16 protein-coding genes are annotated in these 19,529 nt (G+C 64.8%); 5 read left to right on the forward strand and 11 right to left on the reverse strand.

The annotated features are described in order from the left end of the window. Positions 1 to 73: 73 nt before the first annotated feature. Positions 74 to 2,449 (forward strand): xanthine dehydrogenase family protein molybdopterin-binding subunit, encoded by a 2,376-nt coding sequence (locus tag UP10_RS20315; RefSeq protein ID WP_044589058.1) that lies wholly within the window; start codon positions 74 to 76, stop codon positions 2,447 to 2,449. A gap of 145 nt (positions 2,450 to 2,594) precedes the next feature. Here the strand turns inward: UP10_RS20315 and UP10_RS20320 are convergent, their stop codons facing one another. Beyond that, a complete protein-coding gene (locus UP10_RS20320; RefSeq protein ID WP_044589059.1) occupies positions 2,595 to 3,203 on the reverse strand; it encodes a 2-hydroxychromene-2-carboxylate isomerase in 609 nt (202 codons plus the stop codon). A 2-nt stretch (positions 3,204 to 3,205) separates the two neighbouring features. After that, positions 3,206 to 4,018, reverse strand: a complete 813-nt coding sequence (locus UP10_RS20325) for a MaoC family dehydratase (protein WP_245321796.1) — start codon at positions 4,016 to 4,018, stop codon at positions 3,206 to 3,208. Positions 4,019 to 4,152: 134 nt separating this feature from the next. On the opposite strand from UP10_RS20325, the gene UP10_RS20330 reads away from it, so the two are divergent. The 3 genes from UP10_RS20330 (at position 4,153) to UP10_RS20340 (ending at position 7,660) form a co-directional block, all read left to right on the forward strand. Continuing rightward, complete coding sequence (locus UP10_RS20330; RefSeq protein ID WP_044589061.1) at positions 4,153 to 4,650, forward strand: YaiI/YqxD family protein; 498 nt, start codon at positions 4,153 to 4,155, stop codon at positions 4,648 to 4,650. Positions 4,651 to 4,657: 7 nt separating this feature from the next. Beyond that, entirely contained in the window at positions 4,658 to 6,466 is a 1,809-nt protein-coding gene (locus UP10_RS20335; RefSeq protein ID WP_044589062.1) for an ABC-F family ATP-binding cassette domain-containing protein, read from the forward strand. A 114-nt stretch (positions 6,467 to 6,580) separates the two neighbouring features. Beyond that, positions 6,581 to 7,660 (forward strand): D-TA family PLP-dependent enzyme, encoded by a 1,080-nt coding sequence (locus UP10_RS20340; RefSeq protein WP_044589063.1) that lies wholly within the window; start codon positions 6,581 to 6,583, stop codon positions 7,658 to 7,660. Positions 7,661 to 7,771: 111 nt separating this feature from the next. Here UP10_RS20340 and UP10_RS20345 read toward each other — a convergent pair whose 3' ends face one another. After that, a complete protein-coding gene (locus tag UP10_RS20345) occupies positions 7,772 to 8,674 on the reverse strand; it encodes a LysR family transcriptional regulator (RefSeq protein WP_044589064.1) in 903 nt (300 codons plus the stop codon). A 92-nt stretch (positions 8,675 to 8,766) separates the two neighbouring features. Here UP10_RS20345 and UP10_RS20350 point away from each other — a divergent pair, with 92 nt between their 5' ends. After that, on the forward strand, positions 8,767 to 9,984 hold the full coding sequence (locus tag UP10_RS20350) for an MFS transporter (RefSeq protein WP_044589065.1): 1,218 nt from the start codon (positions 8,767 to 8,769) through the stop codon (positions 9,982 to 9,984). A 94-nt stretch (positions 9,985 to 10,078) separates the two neighbouring features. Here UP10_RS20350 and UP10_RS20355 read toward each other — a convergent pair whose 3' ends face one another. The 8 genes from UP10_RS20355 to UP10_RS20390 form a co-directional block, all read right to left on the reverse strand. Continuing rightward, positions 10,079 to 11,296, reverse strand: coding sequence for a BaiN/RdsA family NAD(P)/FAD-dependent oxidoreductase (locus UP10_RS20355; RefSeq protein WP_082077194.1), 1,218 nt, complete (start codon positions 11,294 to 11,296; stop codon positions 10,079 to 10,081). Continuing rightward, on the reverse strand, positions 11,296 to 12,213 hold the full coding sequence (locus tag UP10_RS20360) for an SDR family NAD(P)-dependent oxidoreductase (protein ID WP_044589066.1): 918 nt from the start codon (positions 12,211 to 12,213) through the stop codon (positions 11,296 to 11,298). The genes UP10_RS20355 and UP10_RS20360 overlap by 1 nt, the downstream gene beginning before the upstream one ends. A 242-nt stretch (positions 12,214 to 12,455) precedes the next feature. Then, entirely contained in the window at positions 12,456 to 12,935 is a 480-nt protein-coding gene (locus tag UP10_RS20365; protein ID WP_044589067.1) for a MaoC family dehydratase, read from the reverse strand. A 4-nt stretch (positions 12,936 to 12,939) separates the two neighbouring features. Beyond that, positions 12,940 to 14,670 (reverse strand): AMP-binding protein, encoded by a 1,731-nt coding sequence (locus tag UP10_RS20370; protein ID WP_044589068.1) that lies wholly within the window; start codon positions 14,668 to 14,670, stop codon positions 12,940 to 12,942. A gap of 147 nt (positions 14,671 to 14,817) precedes the next feature. Continuing rightward, complete coding sequence (gene mmsB, locus UP10_RS20375) at positions 14,818 to 15,705, reverse strand: 3-hydroxyisobutyrate dehydrogenase (RefSeq protein ID WP_044589069.1); 888 nt, start codon at positions 15,703 to 15,705, stop codon at positions 14,818 to 14,820. A 25-nt stretch (positions 15,706 to 15,730) separates the two neighbouring features. Beyond that, positions 15,731 to 16,813, reverse strand: coding sequence for an enoyl-CoA hydratase/isomerase family protein (locus UP10_RS20380; protein ID WP_044589070.1), 1,083 nt, complete (start codon positions 16,811 to 16,813; stop codon positions 15,731 to 15,733). Continuing rightward, positions 16,810 to 17,955, reverse strand: coding sequence for an isobutyryl-CoA dehydrogenase (locus tag UP10_RS20385; RefSeq protein WP_044589166.1), 1,146 nt, complete (start codon positions 17,953 to 17,955; stop codon positions 16,810 to 16,812). The genes UP10_RS20380 and UP10_RS20385 overlap by 4 nt, the downstream gene beginning before the upstream one ends. Before the next feature lie 21 nt (positions 17,956 to 17,976). After that, positions 17,977 to 19,473 carry a CoA-acylating methylmalonate-semialdehyde dehydrogenase gene (locus tag UP10_RS20390; RefSeq protein WP_044589071.1) on the reverse strand — a complete coding sequence of 499 codons (1,497 nt, stop codon included), beginning with the start codon at positions 19,471 to 19,473 and terminating at the stop codon, positions 17,977 to 17,979. Positions 19,474 to 19,529 lie beyond the last annotated feature (56 nt).

Genomic DNA, 19,529 nt, shown 5'->3' on the forward strand with positions numbered 1-19,529 from the left:
TTAAGGGAGGCGTGGTTTATCTGGTCAATGCTCGCCGAACCGGCACAAATCCGGGCATTTCAGGTCATTTCCGATGCAAGATCATACCTCGCCCGCCTCCCTCGAAAACGCTATTGCACTGCAAAAATACGGTGTCGGACAGCCGGTGCGCCGCAAGGAGGACGATACGCTGGTGCGCGGCAAGGGCCGCTACACCGACGATTTCTCGCTGCCGGGGCAAGCCTGGTGCTGGATGGTCCGCTCCTCCCATGCCCACGGGATCATCAAGGGCATCGACACCGCGGCCGCCAGGGCGATGCCCGGCGTGCTCGGGGTCTGGACCGGCGCCGATCTTGCCGCCGCCGGCTACAACCCCTTCACCTGCGGGCTGCCGCTCAAAAGCCGCGACGGCTCGCCCCTGCTGCAGACCAACCGCCCGGCGCTTGCGACCGACAGAGTGCGCTTTGTCGGCGATCCCGTGGCCTTCGTGGCCGCGGCATCAGCGGCGCAGGCGCGCGATGCGGCCGAAGCCGTCGAGCTGGACATCGAGCCGCTGCCGGCGGTGACCGACGCCGCCGAAGCCGCCAGGCCAGGCGCGCCGCAGCTCTACGACAACATCCCGAACAATGTCGCGCTCGACTATCACTATGGCGACACGACCAAGATCGAGGCGGCGTTCGCCAGCGCCGCCCACGTCACAAAGCTCGATATCGTCAACACCCGCGTCGCCGTGGTTTCGATGGAGCCGCGCGTGGCGCTCGCCGATTATGACAAGACAACCGAGCGCTTCACGCTGCAGGTGCCGACCCAAGGAGTATCAGGCAACAAGGCCATCATGGCCAAGCTGCTGAACGTGCCGGCGGACAAGGTTCGCATCCTGACCGCCAATGTCGGCGGCTCCTTCGGCATGAAGAACCTGAACTATCCCGAATACACCTGCATCGCGCATGCGGCGAAGCAATTGGGACGGCCGGTGAAGTGGCTCGACGAGCGCTCGACGAGTTTCCTGTCCGACAGCCAGGGCCGCGCGCAACTGATCCATGCCGAACTCGCGCTCGACGCCGACGGCAGGTTCCTCGCGGTGCGCCTGTCGGGCTATGGCAATCTCGGCGCTTACATCACCGGCGTCTCGCCGGGCCCGCTGTCGCTCAACACCGGCAAGAATCTCGCCAGCGTCTACCGCACGCCGCTGCTCAGCGTCGACATCAAGACGGTTGTGACCAACACCACGCTGATGGGCGCCTATCGCGGCGCCGGCCGGCCCGAGGCCAACTATTACATGGAGCGGCTGATCGACACCGCCGCCGACGAGATGGGCATCAACCGTCTCACTCTGCGCAAGCGCAACTTCATCAAGCCGTCGCAACTGCCGTTCCCGGCCGCCTCAGGCGTCACCTATGACAGCGGTGATTTCGCCGGCGTGTTCCAGAAGGCGCTGGAGATTTCCGACTACGAGAATTTCGCCAAGCGCAAGAAGGCGAGCAGGAAGAACGGCAAACTGCGCGGCATCGCGGTCGGCTCCTATCTCGAGGTCACCGCGCCGCCGAGCGGCGAGCTCGGCAAGATCACCTTCGAGCCTGACGGCTCCGTGAAGCTCACCACCGGCACGCTCGACTACGGCCAGGGCCACGCCACGCCGTTCGCCCAAGTGCTGTCCGACCAGCTCGGCGTCCCCTTCGAGAAGATCACGCTCGAACAGGGTGACAGCGATCTCGTTCGTTTCGGCAACGGCACCGGCGGTTCGCGCTCGATCACCGCGACCGGACAGGCGATCGTCGAGGCGTCCGCGCTTGTTGTCGAGAAGGGCAAGAAAGTCGCCGCGCACATGCTGGAGGCCTCCGAGGCCGACATCGAGTTCGGCGACGGCCAATTCACGATTGCCGGTACCGACCGTTCGATCGGCATCATGGAGCTCGCCGAGCGCGTGCGCGAGGGCAAGATGCCGGAAGGCACACCTGAGACGCTCGACGTCGACCACGCCAGCAAGGAGACCGCATCGACCTTCCCAAACGGCTGTCACGTCGCCGAGGTCGAGATCGACCCTGATACGGGCGTGACGCGGATCGTCCGCTACTTCGCAGTCAATGATTTCGGCACCGTGGTCAACCCGATGATCGTCGCAGGCCAATTACACGGCGGCGTCGCGCAGGGCATCGGACAGGCGCTGATGGAGGAAGTCAGCTACGACGAGAGCGGCCAGCCGATCACCGGCTCGTTCATGGACTACGCGCTGCCGCGCGCCGGCGACATTCCGCCGATGGAAGTCGGCGATCACCCCTCGCCCGCGAAATCCAATCCGCTCGGCACCAAGGGCTGCGGCGAAGCCGGCTGCGCCGGCAGTCTCGTTTGCATCGTCAACGCTGTAGTGGACGCGCTGTCGGACTACGGCATCAAGCACATCAACATGCCGCTGACGCCGGAGCGTGTGTGGCGCGCGATCCAGGATGCGAAGAAGGCGACGGCGGCGTAAGCGGCGCTCCTGCCACAAACACTGGTGTCGTCACCCGCGCATGCGGTTGACCCAGTATTCCAGAGGCAGCAATTATAGAACCGAGAAGCCGCGGCGTACTGAATCCCCGCCTTCGCGGGGATGACGAGTTAAGAGTGCCGCTGAGCTACCCCAGCATCTTCAAGGCGCGATCGAGCAGATCCAGCCGGTCCTGCCCCCAGAAAATCTCGCCCGAGGGCAGCACATAACTCGGCGCGCCGAACACGCCCGCTTTCAGCGCTTCCTGGGTGAACTGCTCATACAACGCATCGAACTCCGCATCCGAGGGACCGCCTGCACGCAACGCCGCAGCATCGAGACCGGCCCGTTGCGCGGCCGACGCCATCACCGCAGGTTCGGCAAACGATTCCTCGCGCTCCCAGATCGCGCGTCCCAATTCCAGCGACAATTTGTGGGCGTCCTTACCTTGCAGCTTGGCCGCAATCACAAGGCGCGTCGCTGCCGCCTCATCGCTGGGAAAGCATTTGGGTTCGACATTGAGCGGAAGCCCCCTCACCTCGCGCCACCGCTTGAGTTCCATCATGCGGTAAGCTTGCCGCTGCGGCGATCGTTTCGGCAGCGGCAATCCGCCAGTCTGTTCGAAGATTGGGCCGAACTTGGCTGGCTTGACGTTAACAGTTGCGCCATGGCGACGCGCGATCTCGGCAAACGGCGCGCTGCCGATATAGGTCCAGGGCGAGTTGAGCGACAGATAATAGTCGATGGTGATGGCCACGATTACGCCGCCGCCTGTTCGCGCGGCTGGGTGATCGCGATGTGCCGGCAATGCGCCAGCGGTGTCGTGCCGTTGGCGACAACCAGCGCGTCGAGCTCGACGAAGCGGTGGCCCTTCTTTTCGTAATTGTCCGACACCTTGGCGCGCGCGGTCAGCTCGTCGCCGATCTTCGATGCTGACAAGAGCTGCATCCGCGTGCCGACATGGATCCAGGGACCGAGGATCGCGTTGTCGACCAGCACCTTGTTCATCACCCGCGGCAGCAGGCCGGGATGGCCGAGACCTTCGCGGAGGTAGATCGGGTCGGTCTCCCTGATGTCGGCGAGATAATCCTTTGCAGCATCGCCCGACCAGTCGCGCGGGATGGTGCCGAGCCACTTGCCCAGAGGGTAGGACGACGGGCCGACCGGCTTGCGCTCGGCGACGGCGGCAATCTGCTCGTAGTAGTTCACCGACACGGCTGGAGCATTCGCCGGCAGCGACGCGGTGCCGGTGGCGCAGAGCTCGCCGCGGCTGCGCACCTCGATTGCGAGCACGCCGCCGTCCTCCCTGCCCGTTAACTCCGCGGTTTCACCGTCATAGACCGGCTTGACGAACCGCGCCTCGATCAGGCCGCGTCCGAGGAAATCACGGCCCCATCGCTCCACCGGCAGATGCATCATGTAGGCCATGACGTCGACGCCGGGCACCAGCCCGCCGGAAAAGCCGAACTTCCGCGCCACCGCGTCGTCGTGGATCTTGTTCTCGGACAGTTTCGAGGTGTTGTAGGCCGAGACGCGGTAGGTTTGCTGGGCCGCCATTTGCTGGGAAGTCATGGGTTTTCCCTTATTTCGCTGGTTTTCTGGCGGTAATGGTAGTCGAACAAAGAGGCATGGCAAGCCTCCCGTTTTGCTCGCAATTTTCCGCGCCATGGAGTACATGCGGGGCACCCGCGCCAACCCTTGAATCGATGACTGAAACCGCTGCTCCCACCCGCATTTATGTCGATGCCGACGCCTGCCCGGTGAAGGACGAGATCTACCGCGTCGCGATCCGCCTCGGCGTTCCCGTCAGCGTGGTCGCGGGTAATTTCATCCGCGTGCCGCACGATCCGCTGATCGAGCGCATCGCCGCCGGCGCCGCGATGGATGCCGCCGACGACTGGATCGCGGAACGCGCGCATGAGGGCGACGTCGTGATCACGTCGGACATTCCGCTGGCGAGCCGCTGCGTCAAGGCCGGCGCCGAGGTGATCGCGCCGAACGGAAAGCCCTTCACCGAACAGTCAATCGGCATGACGCTCGCGGTGCGTAACCTGATGACCGACCTGCGCTCGTCGGGCGAAATCACCGGCGGGCCGAAATCGTACTCGCCGCGCGACCGCTCAACCTTCCTCGCAGCGCTCGACCAGACCATTCGCCGCATCCAGCGCTGCCGCGCGGATCAGCCGGCGACGAACCAGAACTGAAGCAATCATGGCGCCACCGCTGATCCAGTTGAAAGATATCGCGCTGACCTTTGGCGGTACGCCATTGCTGGCCGGTGTCGAGTTATCCGTCTCCACCGGCGAACGGGTCTGCCTGATCGGCCGCAACGGCTCCGGCAAATCGACCCTGCTCAAGATCGCGGCCGGCCTAATCGAACCCGATCGCGGCAGCCGCTTCGTGCAGCCCGGCGCGACCATTCGCTATCTGCCGCAGGAGCCGGACTTTTCGGGCTTTGCGACCACGCTGGCCTATGTCGAGGCCGGGCTCAATCCGGGCGACGACCACTACCAGGCGCGTTATCTGGTCGAGCAACTCGGGCTCAGCGGCAACGAAGACCCCGCGCATGTTTCGGGCGGCGAGGCCCGGCGCACCGCGCTGGCGCGGGTGCTGGCGCCCTCGCCCGATATTCTGCTGCTGGATGAGCCAACCAACCATCTCGATCTCACCACCATCGAATGGCTGGAAGGCGAACTGGCCAGCCGCCGCTGCGCGCTTGTTATCATCAGCCATGACCGCCGCTTCCTCTCCAATCTGTCGCGCTCGACCGCGTGGCTCGACCGCGGCCAGATCAAGCAGATCGACCGCGGTTTTTCCGCCTTCGAGGCCTGGCGCGACGACGTGCTGGCCGAGGAAGAACGCGATCAGCACAAGCTCGACCGCAGAATCGTCAACGAGGAGCACTGGCTGCGCTACGGCGTCTCCGGCCGCCGCAAGCGCAACGTCAAGCGGCTCGGCAACCTGCACGCGCTGCGCGATCAGCGCCGGACCTATCGTGGCGCAACCGGCAACGCCAACCTCGCCGCCGCCGAAGCCGACAAGTCCGGTAAGCTGGTGATCGAAGCAAAGCACATCAGCAAATCCTTCGGCGACCGCAACATCGTCGACGGATTTTCGATCCGGGTCCAGCGCGGCGATCGCATCGGGATCGTCGGTCCGAACGGCGCCGGCAAGACCACGCTGATCGACATGTTGACCGGCGGCAGCCCGCCCGATAGCGGCAGCATCCGGCTCGGCGCCAACATCGAGATGGCGACGCTGGACCAGCACCGCGAAAGCCTCGATCCCAAAACGACGCTGGCCGATGCCCTCACCGGCGGCGGCAGCGACCATGTCATGATCGGCGGCCAGCCGAAGCATGTGGTCAGCTACATGAAGGACTTTCTGTTCGCGCAGGAGCAGATGCGCACGCCGCTGGAGGTGCTGTCCGGCGGCGAGCGCGGCCGGCTGATGCTGGCGCGGTCGCTCGCCAAGGCGTCCAATCTCTTGGTGCTGGACGAGCCGACCAACGACCTCGATCTCGAAACCCTCGACGTGCTCGAGGAAATGCTCGGCAATTACGAGGGCACCGTGATCCTGATCAGCCATGACCGCGACTTTCTCGACCGCGTCGTGACCTCGGTGATCGCCCCCGAGGGCGACGGAAGCTGGATCGAATATGCCGGCGGCTACACCGACATGCTGGCGCAGCGCGGCGCCGATCTGAAGCGCGACGCGGTGAAGGTCGCCGAGGAAAAGCGGGAATCGTCAAAAACAGCGACCCCTTCAGGTGCTCCGAAGCGCCGGCTGAACTTCAACGAAAAACATGCGCTGGACACGCTGCCGAAGACGATCGCAAAACTGCAGGCTGACATCGCCAAGCATCAGCGCTTTCTGGACGATCCTGATCTTTACAGGAAGGATCGCAAGAAATTCGACTCCGCGTCGGACGCGCTGACCAAGGCACAGAAGGAATTGGCCGAGGCGGAAGACAAGTGGCTGGAGCTCGAAGTGCTGCGCGAAGAGATCGAACAGGCCTAACTATTTCCACCGTCATTGCGAGGAGCGAAGCGACGAAGCAATCCATCCATCCTTTATGCCGAACCATGGATTGCTTCGCTTCGCTCGCAATGACGAAAAACTGGAGTCGACAACATGACCACGCCCCTCGCCGCCAAGATCGCCCGGGACTACGGCACGCCCTGCGCCGTCATCGACATGGACAAGGTCGAGCGCAACATCGCGCGGATCCAGGCGGCCTGTGACGCCGCCGGTGTCGCCAACCGTCCGCACATCAAGACCCACAAGAACCCCACGCTGGCGCAGCTGCAGGTCAAGGCCGGCGCCAAGGGCATCACCTGCCAGAAGCTCGGCGAGGCCGAGATCATGGCCGATGCCGGGATCGACGACATCCTGATCAGCTACAATCTGCTCGGCGACGAGAAGATGGCGCGGCTCGGCGCGCTGCAGGGAAAAACCAACGTCACCGTCGCGGCCGACAATTCCGTCGTGGTCGGCTATCTGCCCAAGGCCGCCGCGGCCTCCGGCCGCCCGCTCTCGGTCGTGGTCGAATGCGATACGGGCCGCAAGCGCGCCGGCGTCGAGACTCCCGCCGAGGCGATCGCGCTGGCGCGCGAGATCGCCAGCTCGAAGGGACTGACCTTCGCAGGCTTCATGCTCTACCCGACCGAGACCGGCTGGGCGGATGCGCAGAAATTCTATGACGAGGCGCTGGCCGGCGTGCGTGCGCACGGCCTCGATGCCAGCATTGTCTCGACCGGCGGCACGCCGAACCTTGTCAACATCGGCAAGCTGAAGGGCGGCACCGAGCATCGCTTCGGCACCTACATCTACAATGACCGCATGCAGGTCGCGGCTGGCGTTGCCACCTGGGACGACTGCGCGCTTCATATCTACTCCACCGTCGTCAGCCGCGCCGGTCCCGAGCGCGGCATCCTCGATGCCGGCTCGAAAACGCTGACGTCGGATACCGGCGGCCTCGACGGCCACGGCCTGATCCTCGAACATCCCGAAGCCAAGATCGCACGTTTCGCCGAGGAGCACGGCTTCCTCGACCTCGCCCGCAGCAACACACGCCCCAATGTCGGCGACGTCGTGCGGATCGTGCCCAATCACGTCTGCGTCGTCGTCAACATGATGGACGAAGTCGTGATGGTGCGCGGCGACGAGATCGTCGGCACGCTGCCAGTCGCGGCGCGCGGGAAGTTGCGATAGAGCGCGCCACTACCCGCGGATCAGTCTTGTAGGGTGGGCAAAGGCGCTCTCGCGCCGTGCCCACCATCACGAGCATGGCAAGAATGGTGGGCACGCTCCGCTTTGCCCACCCTACGATTTGATCAGCGCCTGCAGCTCCTGATCCAGCGCGTCGCGAAATACCTCGATCGGCCGCGCCAGCCGTCCCGCCGGCGGACGGTGCACGATCCAGGCGCGCACCGCGGGATTGAAATCTGGCGTCTTGACCTGCTTGAGCTTGTCGCGAAACGCACTCCGCTTCAGCGCAAGCGGGGTCACGAGGCCGACGCCGAGCCCGCGTGCCACCAGCGATAGCCGCAACTCGCTGTCGAGCGCCTCGACCGCGACGTTGAACGGCAAATGCGCCGCATCGAACATGCGCTTCAGCACCTGACGGAATCCGCAACCATCCTGGTTGATCACCCAGCCCATCTGCGAGAGGTACTCCAGGTCGACCGACCGCGGCATCTTGATGTCGCGCGCGACGACAAAGATCACCGGCTGCGCGCCGAGATCGTCGGCAACCAGATCCGCCGGGGGCGCCACGCCATCGGGCAGGCAGATCGCGGCCGCGTCGAGCTCGTTACGCGACACACACTCGATCGCGTGCGGCGACCAGCCCGAGGCGACACGCACGGCGAGCGCCGGAAACTGCGCGCGCACCGCGTCGAGCGGCCCTGAGAGTCCCGCCTCCGACAGGAACGGCGTCAGCCCAAGCCTGAACTCGCCGCGCACGATGCCGTCATTGGCGACGCCTGACTTGAGATCGTCGAGCATCCGAAGCACGCGGCGGCCCTGCTCATACGCCTCATGTCCGGCCGCCGTCGGCTTCAGCGGCTTTGACAACCGGTCCAGCAGCTGCGCGCCCAGCATCTCCTCGAGATTCTGGATCCGCCGCGTCACGCCGGGCTGCGTCAGGTTCAGCCGCGCCGAGGCGGCAACGATCGAGCCGGTCTCCACCACGGCGACGAAGGCGACAAGGTCGTGCGTATTCATGACTATCTCGCATATTCTTTATTGGCTTAATTGAATTGTAGCATATTAACGTAAGCGCATAAAGGGACTTCGCAACTCACCCGCGAGGTTCCATGACCATCTCCGAAGCCACAAAACTCTCCCCGGCACGCCCGGTCTCGGTGCGCCCCCTGATCTGGATCGGCGCCATCACGGCCGGCACTGTCGTCACCAATCTGTTCGCGCCGCAGATTCTGGTCGGCCTGATCAGCCGGTCGCTCGATATGACGGCGTTGCAGGCCGGCCTGATCAGCACGCTGACCTTACTCGGCTACGCGCTCGGGCTCGTACTGCTGGTGCCGCTGGTCGATCTCGTCGAGAACAAGCGTGTGATCCTGTGCACGCTCGGCTGTGCGATCGTGGCAGCTCTGGGCACCGCGCTGGCACCGACAGCGCTGATGCTGCTCGCCGCAACTTTCATCCTCGGCGCATCCTGCGCCGCGATCCAGATGGTGGTGCCGCTGGTCGCATCGATGGTTCCGCCGGAGCGTCGCGGACAGGCGATCGGCGATGTCATGAGCGGATTGATGATCGGCATCCTGCTGTCGCGGCCGGCGGCGAGCCTGATCGCGGATGCCTGGAGCTGGCGCGGTTATTACGTCGTCTCCGCCGGTCTGATGACCGCGCTCGCCGGCGCGCTGGCCCACTATCTGCCGACGCTGCAGCCGGCGGCGAAGGTCAGTTACAGCGCACTGCTGCGGTCGTTCCCAAGACTGTTGCGCGAGGAGCCGGTGCTGCGCGTTCGCGCCTGGACCGCGGCGCTGGTGATGGCATCGTTCACCGCGTTCTGGGCAGCCGTCGCGTTGCGGCTGCCGGATGCACCATTCAGGCTCGACGCCAAGGGGATCGCGCTGTTCGCGCTGATCGGCGTGGCGGGAGCCGCGGCAACGCCGCTGGCCGGCCGTTGGGGCGATCGCGGTTTCGCGCGGCCGTTGCTGATCGGCTCGCACCTCATGATCATCGCCTCGCTCGCGCTGTGCGCATGGGCCGGCATGATCGAATCCCGGATCGCGGCATTATCGGTACTGAGCGCCGGCACCATCCTGCTCGATTTCGGCATCACCGCGGACCAGACACTGGGCCGGCGCGCCGTCAATTTGCTGCGGCCGGAGGCGCGCGGCCGGATCAACGGCCTGTTCGTGGCGCTGTTCTTCATCGGTGGCACCGTCGGCGCGGCCGCCGCGTCAGCCGCATGGAATTTCGGCGGCTGGCCGATGGTCTGCGCGGTGGCGGCGATCTTCGGCGTGCTCGCCGTCATTACCGACATCGCGACCAAGACCGGCTCGTCGTGAGCCGTATCCCGTAGAGTGGGCAAAGGAGCGCAAGCGACGTGCCCACCATCGCTTGCATTGCTCGTGATGGTGGGCACGCATCGCTTTGCCCACCCTACGATTTCAGCCATTTCAGCGCGCCCTTCCCTGCGGCGACGCCGGTGGCGAACGACGCCTGCAGGAGATAGCCGCCGGTCGGTGCTTCCCAATCGAGCATCTCTCCGGCGGCGAAGACACCGGGCAAATGGCGCAGCATGAGATGATCGTCGAGCTCGTCGAACGCGATCCCGCCGGCGGTCGAGATCGCGCGCGCGATCGGGGCGACGCCGGTGATCTGGATCGGCACCGCGTTGATCAGCTCAGCGAGATCGGCCGCCGGCAATGATGCCAGCGAGCGGCCGGTGGTCACAGCGGCCTCCTGCAGCAGCCCGATGCTGACGGGTGAAAGCTGCGCGGCCTTGCGCAGGAAATTGGAGAAGGATTGCTTGCCTCGCGATGCCGACAAGCGAGCCGTCAGGTCTGCGGCCGCAAGGTCAGGCCGCAACGCCACGCGGAGCGTTGCCGTTTCCTTCGCGAGTACCGCATCGCGCAACTCTGCCGACAAGGCGTAGATGGCGCCACCCTCGATGCCGGTGCGCGTGATGACAGCCTCGCCGCGGATTTGATGCGCACCGATCGTCAGCGCCACGCCCTTGAGCGGCTGGCCTTCGAACCGATCGCGGAAAATGTCCGACCATGCGACGGTAAATCCGGAATTGGCCGGCCGCATCGGCGCAATCGCGATTCCCTTCGCTACGAGGATCGCTGTCCATACCCCGTCCGAACCAAGCCGCGGCCAGCTTGCGCCGCCGAGCGCCAGAACGGTCGCATCGGCATTGACCACGCGCGGACCATCCGGCGTTGCAAACAGCAGTTCGCCGGTCTCGTCCCATCCAAGCCAACGGTGCCGCAACGCGAACTTTACACCCGCGGCATCGAGCCGCCGCAACCAGGCGCGCAGCAGCGGCGAGGCCTTGAAGGCCTTTGGGAAGACCCGGCCGCTCGAGCCGACGAAGGTCGGTTGCCCCAGCGCCTCGCTCCAGTCGCGCAAGGTATCAGGTGGAAACGCCTCGACCGCGGCTTTCAGATGCGGCATCGCCTCGCGATAGCGCGCGAGAAAATCCGGCAACGGCTCGCTGTGGGTGAGATTGAGCCCGCCGCGGCCGGCCATCAGGAACTTGCGGCCAGCCGACGGCATCGCGTCGTAGATGGTGACATCAGCGCCGCCCTGCGCAAGCACCTCCGCCGCCATCAGGCCGGCAGGTCCGGCACCGATGACGGCGGTGTGCTTCATCAAAGCTTGATGCCTGCCCGCGCCGCGGCCTGCGCGACGTATTTCTGCGTCTGCTCGAATGCGCCCTGCAGCGCCTTCGCGGTCGACATGTCGCTAATGTCTGCAAAGTGCGCGGCGACCGCGTCGGGCGTCCAGTCGGACTGCGGCAGGTTGATGCCTTCGGTCTCCAACACCTTGATGACCGCGAACGAACCGGCGCCGGCGCCCATGATGGTGCGGGTCGGCGCGTCCTCGCTGAGCAGGAATTCGACCGCCGGCGTGATCGCTTCCGGCTTCATCAGTTGAAGCGCTTGCGGCGGCAGCAGCTCTTCGGTCATGCGGGTCGCCGCCGTCGGCGAGACCGTGTTGACCTTGATGTTGTTCTTGCGGCCTTCCTCGGCCAGCACGTTCATCAAGCCGACCATGCCGGACTTGGCCGCGCCGTAATTGGCCTGGCCGAAATTGCCGAACAGGCCCGACGACGAGGTGGTCAGCACGATGCGGCCGTAATTGCGCTCGCGCATGCCGGCCCACACCGCCTTGCAGCAGTAGAAGGTGCCGGTGAGATGCACGTCGAGCACCTTGGCCCAGTCGGCCACTTCCATTTTGGAAAACGACTTGTCGCGCAGGATGCCGGCATTGGCGCACAGCAGATCGACACTGCCCCACGCCCTGGTGGCACGTTCGACCATCGCGGTGACCTGCTCGAAATTGGAGACGTCAGCGCCATCGGCCATCGCGGTGCCGCCCGCCTTGCGGATTTCCTCGACCACGGTCTCGGCCGGCGACAGCGAGCTGCCGGTGCCGTCGCGCGCGCCGCCGAAATCGTTGACGACGACCTTGGCGCCGCGGCTGGCGAGCCCCAGCGCATGCGCCCGTCCCAGACCATTGCCCGCGCCAGTGACGATAGCGACGCGTCCGTCAAACCTGATTGCCATGCGAATAATTCCCTGTCGTTTCTTCCCTTCTCCCCTTGTGGGAGAAGGTGGCGCGAAGCGCCGGATGAGGGGTTCTCTCCACGAGTTGAACTCGCGGAGAGAGACCCCTCACCCGGCTTCATCTCGCTTGCGCTCGATTTTGCCCCCCCTCTCCCACAGGGGGAGAGGGTGCACCGAGCAAGAATTGACAGCTTTTGAGCAGCGATGGATGGCCGGGTCAAGCCCGACCACGACGGCCTGAATCAGTTGAAATAAATCAGGCCGAGCCAGTCGGCGACCAGCGCGGGCTTCTCCTCGCCCTCGATCTCGACCGTGACAGCGGTGCGCGACAACAATTCCTTCGGCTTGCGCAAGCTCGCCTCGGCCAGCACGAAGCGCCCGCGGACTCGTTTTCCCGAGCGGACCGGCGAGATGAAGCGCAATTTGTCAAATCCGTAGTTGACACCCATTGCGGTACCCTCGACGACGGGCATCACCTCGTAGGACATGATGGACATCAACGACATCGTGAGGAAACCATGCGCGATCGTGGTGCCAAAGGCGGTCTCCTGCTTGGAGCGCTCCAGGTCGACATGGATGAACTGATGATCCTCGATCACGTCGGCATAGGTGTCGATGCGGCCTTGATCGACCAGGTGCCACGAGGACACGCCGATCACCTTGCCGACCATGCCCTGATAGGTTTCAAGCGATACCGGCGGCTTCTTCCAGACTTCATTCATTTCGCTAGCTCTCCGATCCGGATGTCCGCACTTTCTGCAGTTCCGGGAATTCCTCCTCGCGGAACTCTTTTCCGCGCAATGCATCTCCGCGATTATCGTCATGTTCAAGCCGACGCAACTGCACCCGGCGGATTTTTCCCGAGATCGTCTTCGGCAGCTCGGTGACCAGTTCGATCTTGCGGATGCGCTTGAACGGCGCGAGCCGCGTGTGGAGATGCCTGAAGATCGACAGCGCCGTCTCCGGCGTGCGCTCGACACCCGCGACCAGCAGCACATAGGCCTTCGGGATCGCAAGCCGGATCGGATCCGGGCTCGGCACCACGGCGGCCTCAGCCACCGAATCGTGTTCGAGCAGCACGCTCTCCAGCTCGAACGGCGAGATGCGGTAGTCGGACGATTTGAAGACATCGTCGGTGCGGCCGACGAAAGTGAGATAGCCCTCGTCATCGGTGAACACGACGTCGCCGCTGCGGTAGATCTCGCCATCGGCGCCGCTGAGCTTGCCGTCGCTCTCATAGCCCTGCATCAGACCCGCCGGCCTGTCAGCGCCGAGCAGCAGGGATACCTCGCCTTCACGCGAAGCATGGCCGTCACTGTCTGATACCTGCACGCGATAGCCCGGCATTGGCCGGCCCATCGAGCCAACCTTTACCTTTTGCCCGGGCGAGTTGCCGGCCAGCGCCGTGGTCTCGGTCTGACCATAGCCGTCGCGGATGGTCAGGCCCCAGGCCGCCTTGACCTGGTCGATGACCTCAGGATTGAGCGGCTCGCCCGCACCACAGACCTCGCGCAACGAGATCTTGAAGCTCGCGAGCTGCTCCTGGATGAACATCCGCCACACCGTCGGCGGCGCGCACAGTGTGGTGACGCCGCAGCGGCCGATGGTGGCGAGCAGCCCCTTGGCGTCGAAGCGCGGCTGGTTGACCACGAATACGGTGGCGCCGGCATTCCACGGCGCGAAGAAGCAGCTCCACGCATGCTTGGCCCAGCCGGGCGAGGAGATGTTGAGATGGATATCGCCGGGCAGCAAGCCGATCCAGTACATGGTCGAGAGATGGCCGATCGGATAGCTGCGCTGGCTGTGCCGCACCAGCTTCGGTTTGGCTGTTGTCCCTGAAGTGAAATAGAGCAGCATCGGGTCGTCGGCGTTGGTCGGGCCATCAGGCGCGAAGGTTTCGGACGCTTTGGTCACGTCCTCGAACGGCAACCAACCGTCGTGCGCCTGCGTCGCGCCAACCACGATGCGCGCGAGCTTCTCGCTGCCGAGGTCCTTGAACTTCGCGACCTGATCTTGCGTGGCAACCACCGCCTTCGCCCTGCCGCGGTCGAGCCGGTCGCGCAATTCATCCGGGGTGAGCAGCGTGGTCGCGGGGATCACGACGACACCGAGCTTCATCGCCGCCAGCATGGTCTCCCAGAGCGGCACGACATTGCCGAGCAATAGCAGCAAATGATCGCCGCGCTTCAGCCCCTGCGCGCGCAGAAAGTTCGCGACCTGGTTGGAGCGGCGCGACAGCGCGGCGAAGGAGAGCTTTGTCTCCTTGTTGGCGGCGACATCGACGATCCATAGCGCCGGACGGTCGCGGCTCTCAGGGTTGTGCGCCAGTTCGGCGTCGAACCAGTCCAGCGCCCAGTTGAACGCGACGGGAGCGGGCCAACGGAATCCCTTCACCGCGGTATCGTAATCGGTGCGGTGCTTGAGCAGAAACGAGCGTGCGTCCTGGAATGTTGTCATCGTCCGAACCTGTCGAATTCACGCGTGGCAACCAGCGTTGCATTCAAACGTAGCCCGGATGGAGCGAAGCGCAATCCGGGGCCGGTCGCGCCATTTGACAAAACTGTCCCGGATTTCGCTTCGCTTCATCCGGGCTACGAGCGAAGGCTATTTCCCAGCGAGGCTGCGAACGTGCTGGATAATTCCGGAAAAGTCGACCCCGCCATTCCCCGCCGCGTCGAAGGCCTGGTAAAGTTCCTGCGCATGCTTGCCGAGCGGTGTGGCGGCACCGGTGGCCTTGGCCGCGTCCTGCGCCAATGTCAGGTCCTTCACCATCAAGTTCGAGGCGAAGCCAGGCTTGTAGCCGTTGTTCGCGGGCGAGGTCGGCACCGGGCCGGGAACCGGGCAATAGGTCGTCAGCGACCAGCACTGGCCCGACGAGGTCGAGGCGACGTCGAACAAAGCCTGGTGCGACAGGCCGAGCTTCTCAGCGAGCGCAAAGGCTTCGCCGACCGCGATCATGGAAATGCCGAGGATCATGTTGTTGCAGATCTTGGCCGCCTGCCCCGCGCCGGCGCCGCCGCAGTGCACGATCTTCTTGCCCATGTTGATCAGCACCGGCTGGGCCGCAGCGAACGCCTTCTCCTCGCCGCCGCACATGAAGGTCAAGGTCGCACCCTTGGCGCCGCCGGTGCCGCCGGACACCGGCGCATCGACCGACGCGATGCCGTGCTTGGCGGCAATCGCATGCGCCTGCTTGGCGCTCTCGACATCGATGGTCGAGCAATCGATGATCAGCGTACCCCTGGTCATATGCGGGAGCACTTCGTTCCAGACACCCAGCACGTGCTTGCCGGCCGGCAGCATCGTGATGACGACATCCGTGCCCTTCACCGCACTGGCGCTGGTTTCGGCGATCGCAGCGCCGTCACTCCTGGTCTGGTCGCGGGACGCTGCGACCAGATCGAACGCGGTCACTCTGTGGCCGGCCTTGACCAGATTGGCCGCCATCGGCCCGCCCATATTGCCGAGCCCGATGAATGCGATGTGTGCCATGGGAAGTCCTCCGCTTGCGACGTTTCTATTTGCTGTCTGGAAATGTCAGTTCGTCGGCGCCGATCTCCGCGAAGTAACGCGCGACCATCTCGGGCGTCACGTCCTCGATTCCGGCGGGCGACCATTTGGGATTGCGGTCCTTGTCGATCACGGCGGCGCGCACGCCCTCGCGGAAATCGTCGCTGGCGAATACCTCGAGCGCGGCGCGATATTCGCGCACCAGGCACGCTTCCAGAGTCGCTGTCGTCCGCGCCAGCCGAAGCAGTTTCAGCGTCACCACCGTGCCGCGCGGCGATTTTTCGCCGAGCGTCTTCAAGGTCGCCTGCGCAAGCTCAGATTCGTCCGCCATCAGCGCGGTGACGATGTCTTCCATCCGGTCGTACGCGAACCAGCCGTCGATTGCCGCTTGCTGGGCTGCGACTGGTCCGGTTTTCTCGCCGGTCGCAAAGCCGCCGATGAGCTTGTCGATGTCAGCCGATGTCGTGCCCGGTTGAACCTTGGTCAGCGCCGCGCGCAACGCGGCAAGCTTGGCGCTCGGCACCACGGCGTCGGCGAATTTCGCGTAGATCGCATCGGGGCCGTTCATGGTGGTGCCGGTCAGGCCGAAATAGGTGCCGATCTCACCAGGCGAGCGCGACAGCAAATAGGTGCCGCCGACATCCGGGAAGAAGCCGAGGCCGACTTCGGGCATCGCGAGCTTGGTGCGCTCGGTGACGACGCGGTGTCTCGCATGCGCGGATAGACCGACGCCGCCGCCCATCACGATGCCGTCCATGAAGGCGACATAGGGTTTTGGGAACTGCTTGATCCGCGCGTTCAGGATATATTCGTCGCGCCACAGGATCTTGCCGAGGTCACCTCGCACCTTCGAGCTTTCCCAGAGCGTGCGGATATCACCGCCGGCGCAGAGGCCACGCTCGCCGGCGCCCTCCAGCACGATGACGGCAACATCAGGGTCGGCTTCGAACGCATTGAGTGCCTTGTCGATGTCGTGGAACATCTCGAGCGTCACGGCATTGATCGCCTTCGGCCGGTTGAGGCGGATGATGCCTGCCGAACCTTCCTTGCGCGCGATCAGATCGCCCTCGGCAACGACAGCATCATTCATCGCGCGCCCTCGATCAGCTTGCGCGACACGATCAGCCGCATGATCTCATTGGTGCCTTCGAGGATCTGGTGCACACGCAGATCGCGCACGATCTTCTCGACACCGTATTCACTGAGGTAACCGTAGCCGCCGTGCAGCTGCAGCGCCTGGTTGGCGACCTCGAAGCCGACATCGGTGCCGAAGCGTTTTGCCATAGCGCAGAGCATGCTCGCGTCGGCATCCTTGCGGTCGAGCGCGGCGGCGGCCCGCCAGACGAAGGTGCGCGCGGCCTCGAGCTCGGTCGCCATGTCGGCGATCTTGAATTGCAGCGCCTGGAATTCGTCGAGGCGTTTGCCGAAGGCCTTGCGGTCCCTCATATAGACCAGCGACTTGTCGAGCGCGGCCTGGGCGCCGCCGAGCGAGCACGCAGCGATGTTGATGCGGCCGCCGTCGAGCCCAGCCATCGCGATCTTGAAGCCGATACCCTCGTCGCCGAGCCGGTTCTCGACCGGCACGCGGGCATTCTCAAACACCACCGCGCGGGTCGGCTGCGCGTTCCAGCCCATCTTGCGCTCATTGGCGCCGAACGACACGCCCGGCGTCTTGCCGTCGATCACAATCGTCGAGATGCCGCCGGGGCCATCGCCGCCAGTTCGCACCATCGCGACCAGGAGGTCGGTGCTCCCTGCACCCGAGATGAACTGCTTCTGGCCGTTGAGCACGTAGTGATCGCCGTCGCGCACCGCGCGCGTGCGCAGGGCGGCGGCATCCGAACCTGCGCCCGGTTCGGTCAAGGCATAGCTCGCCAACAGCTCCATGGTGCAGAGTTTTGGCAGCCATCTGTGGCGCTGGGTGTCGTTGCCGAAGGCATCGATCATCCAGGACGCCATGTTGTGGATCGAGATAAAGGCCGACGTGGTCGGACAGCCCGTTGCCAGCGCCTCGAAGATCAGCGCCGCGTCGAAGCGCGTCATCGCCGAGCCGCCGACATCGTCGCGGATATAGATGCCGCCGATGCCGAGGCTTGCGGCCTCGCGCATCACATCGACAGGGAAATGCTTTGTCTCGTCCCATTCGAGCGCATACGGCGCGATCTTCTCCGCCGCAAACGCCCGCGCCATGTCGCGAACCGCGATCTGGTCCTCGTTGAGCGCGAACTGCATCTCGCCGCCCACGATGAACGCTTACTTCATCGTCGGGATCGAGAACTCCGCACCATCCTTAACGCCCGACGGCCAGCGCGAGGTCACCGTCTTGGTCTTGGTGTAGAAGCGGATCGAGTCCGGACCGTGCTGATTGAGATCGCCGAAGCCCGACTTCTTCCAGCCGCCGAAGGTGTAATAGGCGATCGGCACCGGGATCGGCACGTTGATGCCGACCATGCCGACATTGACCTTGGCCGCAAAGTCGCGCGCGGTGTCGCCGTCGCGGGTGAAGATCGCAACGCCGTTGCCGTAGTCGTGCTCGGACGGCAGCGCCAGCGCCTCCTGGTAGTCCTTGGCGCGCACCACCGTGAGCACCGGGCCGAAGATCTCTTCCTTGTAGATCCGCATGTCCTTGGTGACGTTGTCGAACAGCGAACCGCCGAGATAGAAGCCCTTCTCGTAGCCCTGCATCTTGAAGCCGCGGCCGTCGACCGCAAGCGTCGCGCCCTCCTTGATGCCGATGTCGATGTAGCCCTTCACCTTCTCGACCGCCTCGCGCGTCACCAGCGGACCGTAATCGGCCGACGGATCGACCGAGGTGCCGATCTTCAAAGACTCCACGCGCGGGATCAGCTTTTCCATGAGACGGTCGGCGGTGGTCTTGCCGACGGGAACCGCCACCGACACCGCCATGCAGCGCTCGCCGGCCGAGCCGTAGCCGGCGCCGATCAGCGCGTCGACGGTCTGGTCCATGTCGGCATCGGGCATGATGATGGCGTGGTTCTTGGCGCCGCCAAAACACTGGCAGCGCTTGCCGGTCTGCGCCGCGCGCTCATAGATGTACTGCGCGATCGGGGTCGAGCCGACGAAGCCGATCGCCTTGATGTCAGGGTCGTCGAGGATGGCGTCGACCGCTTCCTTGTCGCCGTTGACGACGTTGAGGATGCCGGCCGGCAGGCCCGCCTCGATCATCAACTGGGCAAGCGCCATCGGCACGCCGGGGTCGCGCTCCGAAGGCTTCAGGATGAACGCGTTGCCGCAGGCAATCGCCGGCGCAAATTTCCACATCGGGATCATCGCCGGGAAGTTGAACGGCGTGATGCCGGCGACGACGCCGAGCGGCTGCCGCATCGAATAGATGTCGATGCCAGGGCCGGCGCCCTCGGTGTACTCGCCCTTCATCAAATGCGGGATGCCGCAGGCAAACTCGGCGACTTCAAGGCCGCGCTGGATGTCGCCCTTGGCGTCGGGGACGGTCTTGCCATGTTCGCGCGCGAGCAGCTCAGCGAGCTTGTCGTAGTCGCGCTGCACCAGCTCGACGAACTTCATCATCACGCGGGCGCGGCGCTGCGGGTTGGTGGCGGCCCATTCGCCCTGCGCGGCCCTGGCATTTTCGACGGCGGCGCGGACTTCGGCCTTGGAGGCCAGCGCCACCTTGCCCTGGACCTCGCCGGTCATCGGCTCGAAGACGTCAGCCGTGCGGCCCGAGGTGCCCTTGACCTCCTTGCCACCGATGAAATGTCCGATTGAACGCATGGATAACCTCCCTCAAGGACCAGAATCGCCAGCCTGCAAAGACCGCTTTACAGGCT

The organism is Bradyrhizobium sp. LTSPM299 (assembly GCF_000938235.1).
Lineage (GTDB): Bacteria > Pseudomonadota > Alphaproteobacteria > Rhizobiales > Xanthobacteraceae > Bradyrhizobium.